General features: G+C 69.5%; 12 protein-coding genes. 8 read left to right on the top strand and 4 right to left on the bottom strand.

The features are described 5' to 3' along the window. Nucleotides 1-1,388, bottom strand: a 1,388-nt coding sequence (locus H5J26_RS20570; RefSeq protein WP_181767392.1) for an MFS transporter, incomplete at its 3' end; no start/stop codon positions are given. Between the two features lie 150 nt (nt 1,389-1,538). Between H5J26_RS20570 and H5J26_RS20565 the strand changes: the two genes are divergently transcribed. Both H5J26_RS20565 and H5J26_RS20560 read left to right on the top strand, forming a co-directional pair. After that, on the top strand, nt 1,539-2,750 hold the full coding sequence (locus H5J26_RS20565; RefSeq protein ID WP_181767391.1) for a pyridoxal phosphate-dependent aminotransferase: 1,212 nt from the start codon (nt 1,539-1,541) through the stop codon (nt 2,748-2,750). A gap of 225 nt (nt 2,751-2,975) precedes the next feature. Further along, nucleotides 2,976-3,383, top strand: a complete 408-nt coding sequence (locus H5J26_RS20560; protein WP_181767390.1) for a hypothetical protein — start codon at nt 2,976-2,978, stop codon at nt 3,381-3,383. 131 nt (nt 3,384-3,514) lie between these two features. Here the strand turns inward: H5J26_RS20560 and H5J26_RS20555 are convergent, their stop codons facing one another. Beyond that, the gene (locus tag H5J26_RS20555) at nt 3,515-5,353 is read right to left on the bottom strand and encodes a phosphoenolpyruvate carboxykinase (GTP) (protein WP_181767389.1); all 1,839 of its coding nucleotides are present in this window, start codon (nt 5,351-5,353) and stop codon (nt 3,515-3,517) included. Between the two features lie 445 nt (nt 5,354-5,798). Between H5J26_RS20555 and trhA the strand changes: the two genes are divergently transcribed. Next, complete coding sequence (trhA, locus tag H5J26_RS20550) at nt 5,799-6,434, top strand: PAQR family membrane homeostasis protein TrhA (RefSeq protein ID WP_235980860.1); 636 nt, start codon at nt 5,799-5,801, stop codon at nt 6,432-6,434. 84 nt (nt 6,435-6,518) lie between these two features. Here trhA and H5J26_RS20545 read toward each other — a convergent pair whose 3' ends face one another. Both H5J26_RS20545 and H5J26_RS20540 read right to left on the bottom strand, forming a co-directional pair. After that, nucleotides 6,519-8,144, bottom strand: a complete 1,626-nt coding sequence (locus H5J26_RS20545; protein WP_181767387.1) for an N-acyl-D-amino-acid deacylase family protein — start codon at nt 8,142-8,144, stop codon at nt 6,519-6,521. 38 nt (nt 8,145-8,182) lie between these two features. After that, nucleotides 8,183-9,439, bottom strand: a complete 1,257-nt coding sequence (locus tag H5J26_RS20540; protein WP_181767386.1) for an alanine racemase — start codon at nt 9,437-9,439, stop codon at nt 8,183-8,185. Between the two features lie 99 nt (nt 9,440-9,538). Between H5J26_RS20540 and H5J26_RS20535 the strand changes: the two genes are divergently transcribed. From H5J26_RS20535 to H5J26_RS20515, 5 genes are all read left to right on the top strand, one after another. Beyond that, nucleotides 9,539-10,567, top strand: coding sequence for a sugar kinase (locus H5J26_RS20535; RefSeq protein ID WP_181767385.1), 1,029 nt, complete (start codon nt 9,539-9,541; stop codon nt 10,565-10,567). After that, entirely contained in the window at nt 10,564-11,343 is a 780-nt protein-coding gene (locus H5J26_RS20530; RefSeq protein WP_181767384.1) for an IclR family transcriptional regulator, read from the top strand. The genes H5J26_RS20535 and H5J26_RS20530 overlap by 4 nt, the downstream gene beginning before the upstream one ends. Nucleotides 11,344-11,380: 37 nt before the next feature. Then, nucleotides 11,381-11,794 (top strand): RidA family protein, encoded by a 414-nt coding sequence (locus H5J26_RS20525; protein ID WP_181767383.1) that lies wholly within the window; start codon nt 11,381-11,383, stop codon nt 11,792-11,794. 120 nt (nt 11,795-11,914) lie between these two features. Further along, nucleotides 11,915-13,384: a GntP family permease gene (locus tag H5J26_RS20520; protein WP_181767382.1), complete on the top strand. Its 1,470-nt coding sequence runs from the start codon at nt 11,915-11,917 to the stop codon at nt 13,382-13,384. Between the two features lie 210 nt (nt 13,385-13,594). Beyond that, nucleotides 13,595-14,443, top strand: a complete 849-nt coding sequence (locus H5J26_RS20515; protein ID WP_181767381.1) for a S1 family peptidase — start codon at nt 13,595-13,597, stop codon at nt 14,441-14,443. Nucleotides 14,444-14,538 lie beyond the last annotated feature (95 nt).

Genomic DNA, 14,538 nt, shown 5'->3' with positions numbered 1-14,538 from the left:
GCCGCGTCCGCGGAGGCCGCCAGCGCACCGGAGTGCAGCCGCTCGGCCACCTCGTGCGCGGCGATCACGGAGTCGCCCGCCGCCTCCGCCGCGGCGTGAGGCAGCCCGTCCGTGTCGAGCTTCTCGGCGTACGTGCCCGACAGCAGGCTCCCCAGCAGCGCGACGCCGATCGCCGCACCCGTCTGACGTACGGTCATCAGCAGCCCCGATCCGCTGCCGGCCCGCGCGGGAGGAAGGGCCGCGAGCGCACCGTCCATCGCGGGCACCATGGCGAAGCCCACGCCGAATCCGGTGACGGTCAGCCAGGTGGCAGTCAGCGCATAGCCGTCGGCCGTGTCGGTACGGGCGCCGAGGAAGGCCGCGAAGGCGAGCACCACCAGTCCGCCGCTGATCACGGGACCGGGGCCGAAGCGCGCGGTGAGCGGCCCAGCGCCCCGCGCGGCGAAGATGAGCCCCGCCATGAGCGGCAGCAGCCGCAGGCCCGTGCCGAAGGCGTCGAGGCCGAGGACCGCCTGCAGGTACTGGGGCAGGATGAACAGCAGCCCTGCCAGCACGAGCGTGATCAGCGTCGCCGCGAAGGTGTTCCAGCGGAAGCCGGGGTGCGCCAGCAGGCCGAGGTCGAGCATGGGTCGCTCCAGGCGCCGCTCGCGGACGACCAGCGCCGTGAGCAGCGAGACCGACGCCGCGAAGGACGCCACCACGACCGGGTCGCTCCAGCCGCGGGAAGGGCCCTCGATGATTCCGAAGACGAGTGAGCCGAGGCCGAGGACGCTCAGGGCGGAACTGAGCGCGTCCACCCGGGGAATCGAGGCGTCGCGGGACTCGGGCAGCAGGAGGAGGCAGACCGCGATGCCGAGCGCCGCCAGCGGCACGTTCACCAGGAAGACCGAGCCCCACCAGAAGTGATCGAGCAGCCAGCCGCCGATGATCGGCCCGAGCGGCATGCCGCCCGCCACGGAGGCCGTGATGATGCCGATCGCCTTCGTGCGCTCCTTCTCGCTCTCGAAGAGCGAGGGGATCACGGACAGGGCGAGCGGCATCACGAGGGCGGCCCCGAGCCCCATGAAGGTGCGGGCGGTGATGATCCATGCGGGATCGCCGGCCAGTGCGCCGAGCAGCGAACCGGCCAGGAAGACGGCGAGACCCGCGATGAGCATCCGCCGCCGCCCGAACCGGTCGCCCAGCAGACCGGCGGGCAGCATCGTCGCGGCGAACACCACGATGTAGGCGTCCACGATCCACTGCATCTCGCCTGTTCCGGCGTGGAGACGGGCGGCCATCTCGGGCAGCGCGACGTTGAGGATCGTCAGGTCGAATCCCAGCACGAGCATGCAGGTGCCGAGTGCTGCCAGCGCCCACCAGCGGCGCGGGTCGGGACGTGTGGTCATGGCCGGCTCCGAGAATTTCGAAGGTTGATGTCAATTGACAGTGACTCTCAAAAAATCCGCTGTCAAGGTCCCGGAGGCGGCCGCTGCGCCCGTACACGAGGTGAGCAATAACACGAGGCGTCCCGCGGGCACCGCCCGTAAGGTGGCGATATGCAGGTGATCCAGTCGACGAAGCTCGCCAACGTCTGTTACGAGATCCGGGGTCCGGTCCTGGAGGAGGCGATGCGGCTGGAGGCAGCAGGGCACCGCATCCTCAAGCTCAACACCGGGAACCCGGCGGCCTTCGGCTTCGAGTGCCCGCCGGAGATCCTCGAGGACATGCTCCGCAACGTGGGCGACGCGCACGGCTACGGAGACGCGAAGGGCCTTCTCTCCGCCCGGCGCGCGGTGATGCAGCACTACCAGACGCAGGGCATCGACCTCTCCGTCGAGGACATCTACCTCGGCAACGGCGTCTCCGAGCTCATCCAGATGTCGATGCAGGCGCTGCTGGACGACGGCGACGAAGTGCTCGTGCCCGCCCCGGACTACCCGCTCTGGACGGCGTCCGTCTCCCTGTCCGGCGGCACGGCGGTCCACTACCGCTGCGACGAGCAGTCGGACTGGATGCCCGACCTCGCCGACGTCGAGCGGAAGGTCACCGACCGCACCAAGGCGCTCGTCATCATCAACCCGAACAACCCCACGGGTGCCGTCTACGACGAGGAAATGCTGCGTGGCCTGACGGACATCGCCCGCCGGCACGACCTGATCGTCTACTCGGACGAGATCTACGACAAGATCCTCTACGACGGCGCGACGCACACGCCCACCACCGTGGTGGCTCCCGACCTGCTCACCGTCACCTTCAACGGGCTGTCGAAGTCGTACCGGGTCGCGGGTTACCGCAGCGGATGGATGGCGGTGTGCGGGCCGAAGGCCCACGCCGAGAGCTACATCGAGGGTCTGACGATCCTCGCGAACATGCGGCTGTGCGCGAACATGCCCGCGCAGCACGCTGTCGCCGCCGCGCTCGGCGGGCGTCAGTCCATCGAGGACCTGGTGCTGCCGGGCGGACGGCTGCTGGAACAGCGCGACACGGTGCACGACCTGCTGACGCAGATCCCCGGCGTGAGCTGCGTGAAGCCGAAGGGTGCGATCTACGCCTTCCCGCGGCTCGACCCCAAGGTCTACAAGATCAAGGACGACCGGGAGATGGTGCTCGACCTGCTGCGGGCCGAGCAGATCATGATCGTCCACGGCACGGGCTTCAACTGGCCGGACCCGGACCACTTCCGGATCGTCAACCTGCCCCCGGTCAAGGAACTGGAGCACGCGGTCACCCGCATCGGCGCCTTCCTGGACGGCTACAGCCAGCCCTGACCTGATCGTCCGGCCGCGCCCCGATCCGTGGGATGCGTCCGATCCGTTTCGATGCCGCATCCGGGCTCGCGGTTTTTCGTCCCGCCCTGCTCGCGTGCTGGTGGGGGGTGCTGCCGGTGCCCGCCGCCGCTCCCGGCCGTCCGCGAGTGTATGTAACGGGGTCAACTTTAGACGGAGTCCAAGTTAGGATGGCTCTCCGGCAACGTCAGGGCAGGAGGCCGTCCCATGTATGAACCGATCCGTACGAAGTCGGTGCACACCATGGCTGACGCCGACTTCCCGCACCGCACACGCGCGGAGGAGCTGGACATCCGCCTCGCCGGTGACCTCACGGCGCTCCTCACGGTGACGGACGAGCTCCGCGCTCTCGCCACCGATGCCGAACTGGACGAAGTCGCGCAGGAGTTGGTCGACCAGATCACCCGCCTCCGCGACGGTGCCGCGCCGTTCCGCGCGGATCCCTCGGTCCGCGATGCGGATCCCGAGCACGTCGACTCGCTGCACCACAGGGCGCACACCCTGGCCGGACACGCAGTCGTGATCGCCACCTACCGCAGCGACGAGGCGGCCATGGCGCTGGCCTCGCAGTGCAGGGACCGGCACGCGTCGGCCCTGGGCCTCACCACCGCCTGAGTGAAGCACCGCCGGCCCTGAACGCCGGGGGAGAGGCATGCCCTTGTCCCGGCTCGAACGGGACGTGCACACGCCGAGCCCCCCACCGGCTGAGCCGGTGAGGGGCGGTGCGGCCGGAGAGCCTAAGGGCGTCAGCCCAGGCGCTGGACCAGGGCGCGGTACTCGTCCCACAGCTCCTTCGGCGTGTGGTCACCGAAGGTGTTGAGGTGCTCGGGCACGAGGGATGCCTCCTCGCGCCAGACCTCCTTGTCGACCTTGAGGACGAAGTCCAGCTCCTCGTCGGTCATTTCGAGACCGTCCGTGTCGAGGGACTCCTTGGTCGGCAGAACGCCGATGGGCGTCTCGACACCCTCCGCCTCGCCGTTGAGGCGCTGCACGATCCACTTCAGGACGCGGCTGTTCTCGCCGAAGCCGGGCCAGACGAACTTGCCCTCGTCGTTCTTCTTGAACCAGTTGACGTAGTAGATCTTCGGCAACTTGTCCTGGTCCGCGTTCGCGCCCACCTTCACCCAGTGGGCGAAGTAGTCGCCCATGTTGTAGCCGCAGAAGGGGAGCATCGCGAACGGGTCCCGGCGCAGTTCGCCGACCTTGCCCTCGGCGGCGGCAGTCTTCTCGCTGGCCACGTTCGCGCCCAGGAAGACGCCGTGCTGCCAGCTGAAGGACTCCGTCACCAGCGGCACGGCCGAGGCGCGCCGCCCACCGAAGAGGATCGCCGAGATCGGGACGCCGCGCGGGCTCTCCCACTCCGGGGCGATGATCGGGCACTGCCCGGCCGGTGTGGTGAAGCGGGCGTTGGGGTGCGCGGCCGGAGTCCCAGACTCGGGAGTCCAGTCGTTGCCCTTCCAGTCCGTGAGGTGCGCCGGAGTCTCCTCCGTCATGCCCTCCCACCACACGTCGCCGTCGTCGGTCAGCGCGACGTTGGTGAAGACGGAGTTGCCCCAGAGGGTCTTCATCGCATTGGCGTTGGTGTGCTCACCGGTGCCGGGGGCTACGCCGAAGAAGCCGGCCTCGGGGTTGATGGCGTAGAGCCGCCCGTCCTCGCCGAAGCGCATCCAGGCGATGTCGTCGCCGATGGTCTCGACGGTCCAGCCCTTGATGGTCGGCTCCAGCATGGCCAGGTTCGTCTTGCCGCAGGCCGAAGGGAAGGCGGCGGCAACGTACTTCGACTCGCCGCGCGGCGGGGTGAGCTTCAGGACGAGCATGTGCTCGGCGAGCCAGCCCTCGTCGCGTGCCATCACGGAGGCGATGCGCAGGGCGTAGCACTTCTTGCCCAGCAGCGCGTTGCCGCCGTAGCCCGAGCCGTAGGACCAGATCTCCCGCGCCTCGGGGAAGTGGGAGATGTACTTGGTGCTGCTGCACGGCCAGGGGACGTCCTGCTCGCCGGCCTGGAGCGGGGCGCCGACGCTGTGCACGGCCTTGACGAAGAAGCCGTCCTCGCCGAGCTCGTCGAGGACCTGCTGGCCCATTCGGGTCATGGTGCGCATGGAGACGGCGACGTACGCGGAGTCGGTGATCTCGACGCCGAGCGCGGAGAGAGGGGAGCCCAGGGGGCCCATGCAGAAGGGGACGACGTACATCGTCCGGCCGCGCATGCAGCCGCGGAAGAGGCCCCCCTCGCCGTTCTCACCCTGGAAGACGGCCCGCATCTCGTCGGGGGCCTTCCAGCGGTTGGTCGGTCCGGCGTCCTCTTCCTTCTCGGAGCAGATGAACGTGCGGTCCTCGACCCGGGCGACATCGCTGGGGTCGGAAGCGGCGTAGTAGGAGTGCGGCCGTTTCACCGGGTCGAGCTTGGTGAACGTGCCCTTCTCCACGAGCTCTTCGCACAGGCGCTCGTACTCCGATTCGGAGCCGTTGCACCAGACGATCCGGTCGGGTTCGGTAAGGGCGGCGATCTCCCCTACCCAGGTGACGAGCTCCTGGTGGCGGGTGGGAATCGTGTTGATGGTAGGAGCCGCAGAACTGCGCGCCACGATCTCTCCAGACGTTGAGGGTTCGCGCGGACACCGGCACAGATATCCGCTTCTTCTGGTCTGTTCACTCGCCCCTTGGGGGCTGTGACCCGGATGCGTTCATGTCGTGCTGTGCTGGTGCGTGCGTGCGGCTCGCTCATCCGGTGTCACCCTTGCTCCTCTGAGCATGTGAGCGTATCGGCTGCATGTCCAGATGGAAAGGATGTGTCCATCACCACTCCTGCGACGTGCATGCCCTCCCGCGCAGCGGGTTTCCGCCGACCGTGGCGTAGCTACGATGGAGCGCATGACTGACGCGCCCCGTTCGCAGGAGTCGCCGAGCTCCGCGGATCTCTCACACGGCGCGGACGGAACCGAGAAGCCGGCCCAGACCGGCAGTTCTGCCGCCGCCTCCCTCGAGTCGGCCGCGGCTACGGTCACTTCGGCTGCCGCGGCGCTGCCCGGGATGATCAAGCCGCGGCTGCGCGGCTGGCTGCACGCGGGGATGTTCCCCGCGGCGCTCGCCGCCGGGATATTCCTGACCGCGCTGGCCGACAGCACCCGCGGCCGTATCGCCTGCGCGGTCTACACACTCACCGCATGCCTTCTCTTCGGCGTCAGCGCCCTTTACCACCGCGGCAATTGGGGCCCCAGGGCCAACGCCGTGCTGAGGCGCCTCGACCACGCCAACATCTTCCTGATCATCGCCGGCACGTACACGCCGCTGACGATCCTGCTCCTGCCGGACGGCCCCGGCGCCGCTCTGCTGTGGGGGGTCTGGGCGGCGGCACTGCTCGGCATCGCCTTCCGGGTCTTCTGGGTGGGCGCTCCCCGGTGGCTCTACACGCCCTGCTACATCGCGATGGGCTGGGCCGCGGTCTTCTACCTGCCCGACTTCATGCGTGAAGGCGGCATCGCGGTGCTCGTCTGCGTCGTCGTCGGCGGGCTGCTCTACAGCGCCGGCGGCGTCGTCTACGGCATCAAGCGGCCCAACCCCTCACCCCGGTGGTTCGGGTTCCACGAGGTGTTCCATTCGCTCACGCTGGCCGCGTTCGTCGTGCACTACGTCGGGATCTCGCTGGTGGCGTACCAGCACGCGTAGGGCGCGGCGACGAGCACGCGCCGGAAGGCATCCGGCTGTGTATTCGTAGGCCTCGAAGGCCCTCGTAGGCCTCGCGGGTCGGAGTCACGCACCGCCGCTCGGCGTGCGGCGCACCGCTCCTCCGGCGAGCACGTCGGTGCGGTGGCCGTCCTCCATCACGAAGCGGCCGTCGATGAGGACGTGCGGGATGCCCGTCGGCAGGACCCGCGGATTCTCGAAGGAGGATCCGGGCGCGACGGTCTCCGCGTCGAAGAGGACGAGGTCCGCGCGGTAGCCCTCGTGGACCAGGCCCCGGTCGGTCAGGCGGAGCCGCCGTGCGGCACGCGAAGTGAGGTGCGCGACGCACTCCTCCAGCGAGAGGACGCCCAACTCCCGTACGTAGCGCCCCAGATACTGCGGGAAGGTGCCGTACGCGCGGGGATGCGGCTTGTCGCCCTGGAGGATGCCGTCGCTCCCGCCGGTGTGCACGGGGTGCCGCATGATGTGCCGGACGTTCTCCTCGTGGCCCACGTGCTGGAGGATCGTTGAGCCGAGCCGGTCCTCGATCAGCAGGCGGCGGGCCGTGAAGAAGGGCTCCTCGCCGGCTTCGGCGGCGGACTCCGCGACGGTCCTTCCGACGAAGCGCGAGAGCGCGGGGTCGGCGACGCCCGAGATCTCGATGGTGTTCCAGTCCATGGGCACGCCGTGGCACCCGTCCGCGCCCTCGATCTCCATGACGTGCCGGATGCGGGCGCACGTCTCCTCGTCCGCCAGCCGCGCCAGGATCGCCTCGGGCCCGCCCGCACTCGCCCAACTGGGCAGCATCGCCACCAGAGTTGTGCACCCGGGCGTGTAGGGATAGGTGTCGAGGGTGATGTCGGCGCCGTCGGCGAGCGCGCGGTCGAGGAGGGCGGTGAGCTCGTGCGCCTTGCCCTTGTTGACCCCGAAGTTCATGGTGGCGTGGGCGAGATGGAGGGCGCAGCCCGCCTCACGGGTGAGGGTGACCATCTCCTCGTACGCCTGGAGAGCGCCCTCGCCGTAGGAGCGGTGGTGCGGGGAGTAGTAGCCATCGTAGGACGCCACCGTGCGGCAGAGCTCGGTGAGTTCGGCGTCGGAGGCGTACATGCCGGGCGTGTAGGTGAGCCCGGACGACATCCCGACGGCGCCCTGTTCGAGCCCTTCGGCGACCAGGCGCTGCATCGCCGCCGTCTCGGCCGCTGTGGCGGGGCGGTCGTCCCAGCCGACGGCGAGCATGCGGACGCTGCCCTGCGGGATGAGGTAAGCGGCGTTGACGGCGGTGCCCTGACGGTCGATCCGGTCCAGGTACTCGCCGACGGTGCGCCAGTCGAAGTCGACGGAGGTGTCCCCGGGGGCGCTGCCGTTCCAGCCGGTGATGGCGCTGCGGACCTGTTCGAGGGTGCGGTCGTCGACGGGCGCGTAGGACAGGCCGTCCTGACCGATGACTTCGAGGGTGACGCCCTGGGCCGCCTTCGCCGAGTGGTCGGGGTCGCGGAGGAGCGCGAGGTCGGAGTGGGCGTGCATGTCGATGAAGCCGGGCGCGAGGGTGAGGCCGTCCGCCTGGACGGTGCGGCCTGACGGCCCCGCGGCCGGGCGGGCCTCGCCCTCGCGGGCGATGGTGGTGATGCGGCCGTTCTCGATGCCGACGTCCGCGCGGTACGCGGGCCGGCCGCTGCCGTCGACGACGTCGGCGTCCCGGATGACGAGGTCCATGGTGCGGTGCCTTTCGCTACGGCCGTGCGGGGCGTGCCTCAGAAGAAGGTGCGGATGTAGTCCGTGACCGTGCCGTCGGAGGTGGCCAGGGGGATCAGCTGCCACTTGTCGAAGATCGTGCACGGGTGGGACATGCCCAGACCCACCCACTCGCCGACCTGGAGGGGCGACGTCGTGCGCATCCACGCGTGCTGGTCGGACAGGCCGGTGACCGTGATGCCGGTGGCCGGACGCGTCGAGCCGTCGGCGCTGCGGATCGTGTGCGGCTGGGGAAGGTGGAGGTCGAACGCCGCGTCCCGCTTGCCGGCGTTGAGGAAGGCCTGGTCCGCAGAGGGCCTGGAGACGACCTGCGTCCAGAGCGTGAACGCCGCCTGGAGCGCGCCCTCTTCGGGGACGCGGTTGAAGGGCGTCTTCTCGCGGTAGGCGCCGTCGTCGTGGGAGACGTACGCCCCCGAGCGGAGCAGCTTGAGCACGGGCCGGGAGAGCTCCGGCACTTCGCCGAACACCTCGGCGACCGCGTCGAACCAGGCGCTGCCTCCCGCGCTCAGGACGATCTCGGAGTCGAAGCGGCCCGCGGCGTCGAAGGCGGCGGTCAGAGCGGTGAGACGGCGCAGCCAGGCGGCCACCGACTCCCGGTCCGCGTCCGGCACTTCGCCCTCGTAGCCCGCCACGCCGGCCAGCCGGAGGGTGGGGGCCTCGGCGATCGCGTCGGCGACGGCCTCGCATTCGGCCTCCGAACGGGCGCCGGTGCGTGCCCCCTCTCCGGCGGCGAGTTCGACGACGACGTCGAGGGGACGTGTCGCGCCCGCGTCCGTGAGGGCGGAGTTCATCAGGGCGACGCCCTCGGTGGAGTCGGCGTAGCAGATGAAGCGGAAGTCCGGGTCGGCGTCCAGCTCCCCGGCGATCCAGCGCAGGGCGGCAGCGTCGAGGAGTTCGTTGGCGAGGAAGATCCGCGGGATGCCGAAGGCACGGGCGACGCGCACCTGGTGGGGCACGGCGAGGGTGATGCCCCAGGCGCCGCGCCGGAGTTGGCGGTCGAAGAGCTGCGGGGCCATGGAGGTCTTGCCGTGCGGGGCGAAGGAGAGGCCGTGCCGCTCGGTGTACGTCTCCATCAGGGCGAGGTTGTGTTCCAAGCGCTCGGCGGAGAGTGCGAGGACCGGCGTCGTGAAGCCGCCCGTGAACAGGTTGCGCCGCTCGGCGGCCAGGTCGGCGACCGTGAGACCGGACGCGTCGGGCGGCAGCCCTTTGAAGCGGTGGTCGATGCGCTCGTCGGCGAGGGCGGCGAGAGGGGGCATGGCGACTCCGATTCATTGCATTACCTGCAATACGCATTGCGTATTTCGCTCATGGCTGTTTAGCATCCCGGCGAATACCCGTCAATCGATGAGGAGTGGATGCGGACAGTGGTGAGCACCGACGCCGTCTGCCTCGGCGAATCCATGGTCACGTTCCTGCCGTCACAGGCGGGGCGGCTGGCTGACGTGCCCTCGTTCGACCGCGCCATCGGCGGTGCGGAGTCCAACGTCGCCTGCACGCTCGCCGGTTCGGGTCACTCGGTGCGCTGGGTCAGCAGAGTCGGCGTGGACGGATTCGGCGACCACCTGGTGGAAGCGGTCGCGTCCCGAGGTGTCGATGTCGGACTTGTCGGGCGTGATGCGAATCGTCCGACCGGCATCTACTTCCGTACGGCAGGGGAGCGGGCCACCACGCTGGACGGTGCCGGCGACGTCGCCGAAGTCGTCTACTACCGCGCGGGGTCCGCCGCCTCGGCCATGTCGCCGCACTCCGTCGACCTGGCTGCGCTCGACGACACCGGCGTGCTGCACGTCAGCGGCATCACGGCCGCGCTCTCCGAGGACTGCCTGGCCCTGATGCGTGTGCTGACACAGCCGCGGGAAGGGCGTCCGCTGGTCTCCTTCGACGTCAACTACCGCGTCGGGCTGTGGGCCTCCGGTGATCCGGGAGTGCTGCTGGAGCTGGCGCGCGGCTGCGACCTCGTCTTCGTCGGCGAGGACGAGGCGGAAGCGGCGTGGGGGGTCGGCGGCGGCCCCGCCGCGATCAGAGACGTGCTCCCCGAGCCCGCGATGCTGGTCGTCAAGCAGGGCGCCGTCGGGGCCACCGTGTTCGTCCGGGACGAGGCCGAGGTCTTCGTGCCCGCTCTCCAGGTCGACGTCGTGGGCGCCGTCGGCGCGGGGGATGGATTCGCCGCGGGGTTCCTCTCGGCCACCCTCCGCGGACTGCCCGTACGGGACCGGCTCAGGCACGGCCATCTCACGGCGGCGGCGGCGCTGACCGTCCCCGGCGATCTCGCGCAGCCGCCGTCCCGGCAGCTCGCGGACCGGCTGGCCGCCCTGGACGACGAGGGCTGGGAGACACTGCGCCTCGGCCCCGGGTGGAACATACAGAAGGCGAACGCATCATGAGCCAGACGGTCGACCGCGCACTGAGCATCCTCCCCTTGCTGGCGGAGGGCCCCGCGAACCTGGAACAGGTCGCGACCCGGCTCGGCGTGCACAAGTCCACGGCGCTGCGCCTCCTTCGCACGCTGCACGAGCACGGCATCGTCCACCGGCAGCCCGACCAGCGCTACCGGCTCGGTGCGCGGCTCTTCGCCCTCGCTCAGCAGGCGGTGGAGAACCTGGACGTACGCGAGATAGCCCACCCCCACCTGGTGGAGCTGAACGCGCAGACCGGGCACACCGTCCATCTCGCGGTCCACGAGGAGGACGAAGTCCTCTACATCGACAAGGTCGAGAGCCGCTATCCCGTGCGGATGTACTCGCGCATCGGCAAGCCCGTCGCGATCACCGTCGCCGCGGTGGCCAAGCTCCTGCTCGCCGACCTGCCCGAGCCCGAGCGGCGTTCGGTCGCCGAAGGCCTCGACTACCCCCGCTACACGGCCCGTTCGATCACCAACTCCTCCGCCTTCCTCGCGGAGCTGGCGAAGGTGCGCGAACAGGGCTGGGCCACCGACCTGGGCGGACACGAGGAGTCGATCAACTGCGTCGCCGCACCGGTGCACGGCCCCGACGGACGCTGCGTGGCGGCGATGTCGGTCTCGGCCCCGAACGTCGTCGTCAGCGCCGACGAACTCCTCACCCTGCTGCCGCTGGTGCGGCGTACCGCCGAGGCGATCAGCGCCGAGTACTCCGGGAAGACCCCGCCCAGGCAGTCCCCGTCCGAAGCGTCCCCGTCCTGAACACCCCCGTCCCGAACAGTCCTTAGGAACCACAGTCATGAGCGAGAAGCTGACCAAGACGGCCCTCACCCCGTCCACCCACACCACCCCGCCAGCGAAGTTCTCCCACGGGGTGCGCAAGGGCAACATCCTCCAGGTCGCGGGTCAGGTCGGGTTCGGGCCCGCCGTCGCCGGCGAGGCCCCGGCGCCGGTCGGTCCGGGCCTGCGCGAGCAGACGCTCCAGACCTTCGCGAACGTCGAGTCCATCCTGCGGGAGGGCGGCGCGAGCTGGGAGGACGTGGTGATGCTCCGCGTCTACCTGACGGACACCGCGCACTTCGCCGAACTCAACGACATCTACAACGAGTTCTTCGCGGACCTCACCGAGGCCCCCGCCGCCCGTACGACCGTCTACGTCGGCCTTCCCGCCGGCCTGCTCGTCGAGATCGACGCCCTTGCCGTACTCGGCTGATCTCCTCCCGCACCACTTACGCAGCGGCGTTCACCCGTACACGAGGGCCGCGCACACCCCCCGCGTGCACCGATCCCCTTATGAATCCCCGGACTTGACACGGAAACCACGAGGTCCCCCATGTTGCTTGCCGCATCCGCGTCCGAAGAGGCGCCACCGCACACAGGCGGTCTGCTCGCGTTGATAGGCGGCACCGGCGGTCTGCTGACCGTCGCCGCCCTGGGCATCCTGCTGCTGCTCTTCCTCATCATCAAGGTCAGGCTGCAGCCCTTCGTCGCACTGCTGGGCGTCTCCATAGCCGTCGGCCTCGCCGCCGGGCTCTCGGTGACCGAACTCTTCGGCACCGTGCAGAAGTCGGAAGCCGTCTCCCTCATCGAGGACGGGATGGGCGGCATCCTCGGGCATGTCGCCATCATCATCGGACTCGGCACCATGCTCGGGGCGATACTCGAGGTCAGCGGTGGCGCCGAGGCGCTCTCCAGCCGGCTCCTCGCCCTCTTCGGTGAGAAGCGCGCACCGCTGGCCATGGGCCTCACCGGCCTCATCTTCGGCATCCCGGTCTTCTTCGACGTCGGCATCTTCGTCCTCGCGCCGATCGTCTACGCGGCGGCCAAGCGCTCCGGGAAGTCGATCATCCTGTACGCGATGCCGCTGCTGGCGGGCCTCTCCATGACGCACGCGTTCCTGCCGCCGCACCCGGGCCCGGTGGCGGCAGCCGGACTGCTCAACGTGGACCTCGGCTGGGTCATCCTGATGGGCGTCATCACCGGTATCCCGGCGGTGCTCGCCGCGTGGGCCTACGCGACGTGGATCGGCAACCGTCTCTTCGTCGAGGTCCCGCAGGACATGCTGGAAGCGGCCGACGAGGCCAAGGCCGCCGTCGCGGCGGAGAAGAAGGCGGCCGGGGTGACCGCGGAGAAGCCCGTCGCCCTGGGCGTCGTGCTCGCCATCATCGGCACCCCCCTGCTGCTGATCCTGATGGCGACCTTCTCCTCGATCGCGCTGGACCCCTCGACGCTGCGTTCCGTCATCGAGTTCTTCGGGCACCCCTTCGTCGCGCTGACGATCGCGCTGCTGCTCTCGTACTGGCAGCTGGGCCTCAAGCAGGGCTGGTCCCGGCAGTCGCTGGAGACCGTCTCCACCGCTTCGCTGAAGCCCATCGGCAACATCCTGCTGGTGGTCGGCGCGGGCGGCGTCTTCGGTGCCGTACTCGACGGCAGCGGTGTCGCGCAGGCACTCGCGGACACCTTCAGCAACGCCGGACTGCCGGTCATCGTGCTCGCCTACCTGCTCTCGCTGGTGCTGCGCGTCGCGCAGGGATCCGCGACCGTCGCCATCGTCACGACCGCGGGCATCGTCGCTCCGCTGCTCTCGTCGGGCGACTACTCGCAGCCGCACACCGCGCTGGTCATCATGGCGATCTCCGCGGGCTCCATCTTCGCCTCGCACGTGAACGACGGCGGATTCTGGATCGTGTCCCAGTACTTCGGCATCTCCGAGCGGGACACGCTCAAGTCGTGGACGGTGCTGGAGTCGGTCCTCTCCGTGGCGGGCTTCGTCGTCGCGGCAGCGGTGAGTCTCGTCGTGTAGCGCGATTCCACCTGCCCCCGCACGACGAAGGGACCTCCTCGCTCTCCGAGCAGGGGGTCCCTTCTCGCGCCGCCACTGGAACGTCATCGTCCGTTTCTGGGGGCTCTGTTGGGGTCTTGTGGGCGAACCACTCCTACGCCAAGAATGCACGGCGTCACCCCCGAACGAATCTTCGGTAAGAGATTTGTAGAAGGAGAGGAACCCCCCACCATGAAAAGACCTCTCGTCGGCACCCTGACCGCGGCGCTCTTCGGAGCCGTCGCCATCACCGGGTTCGCCACGACCCCGGCCGCGGCCGCAGAGCCGCAGCCGGCCAAGCCGGCGGCCGCCCCGAACTTCGCGGGCACCGTCGCGCTCAGCAACTGCTCGGGCTCGCTCGTGCGGATGCCCGACTCCAAGGCGAGCGACCCCGGCCTGGTGCTCTCCAACGGGCACTGCCTGGAGGAGGGCATGCCCGAGCCGGGCCAGGTCATCGTCGACCAGCCCTCGCAGCGCAACTTCTCCCTCCTCGACGCCTCCGGCAGCGAAGCCGGCACGCTGACCTCCACCAAGATCAGCTACGCGACGATGACGGACACCGACGTCTCGCTGTACGAACTGGACGCCAGCTACGAGCAGATCAAGTCGGACACGGGCCTCGACCCGCTCGACGTCGACGCCGCCCACCCCACGCAGGGCAACGCCATCACCGTCGTCTCCGGTTACTGGAAGGAGACGTACAGCTGCTCCATCGACGGCTTCGTGCACGAGCTGCGCGAGGACGGCTGGAGCATGAAGGACTCGCTGCGCTACACGAACGAATGCGACACCAAGGGCGGCACGTCCGGTTCGCCGGTCATCGACGACGCCTCCGGCAAGGTCGTCGGCGTCAACAACACCCGCAACGAGAACGGTGAGGAGTGCACTCTCAACAACCCCTGCGAGGTCGATGAGAGCGGCAACGTCACCGTCAAGGAAGGCACCGCGTACGGACAGCAGACCCACACCCTCACCAGCTGCATAGCTGCGGGCAACAAGGTCGACCTGAGCCTGCCGGACTGCAAGCTGCCCAAGCCGTAAGGCGAGGGCGGTACGGCGTCATGGCGCGGCGGCGCCATGACGCCGGAGAGGTTCCGCGGCCGGCGGGGACGGCTCGCGGTCCCGTGAAAACGGGC

Source organism: Streptomyces albidus (ex Kaewkla and Franco 2022), from assembly GCF_013870515.1.
Lineage (GTDB): Bacteria > Actinomycetota > Actinomycetes > Streptomycetales > Streptomycetaceae > Streptomyces > Streptomyces albidus.
The sequence above is the reverse complement of the archived record's forward strand: the minus strand, read 5'-3'. Positions and strand labels throughout refer to the sequence as shown.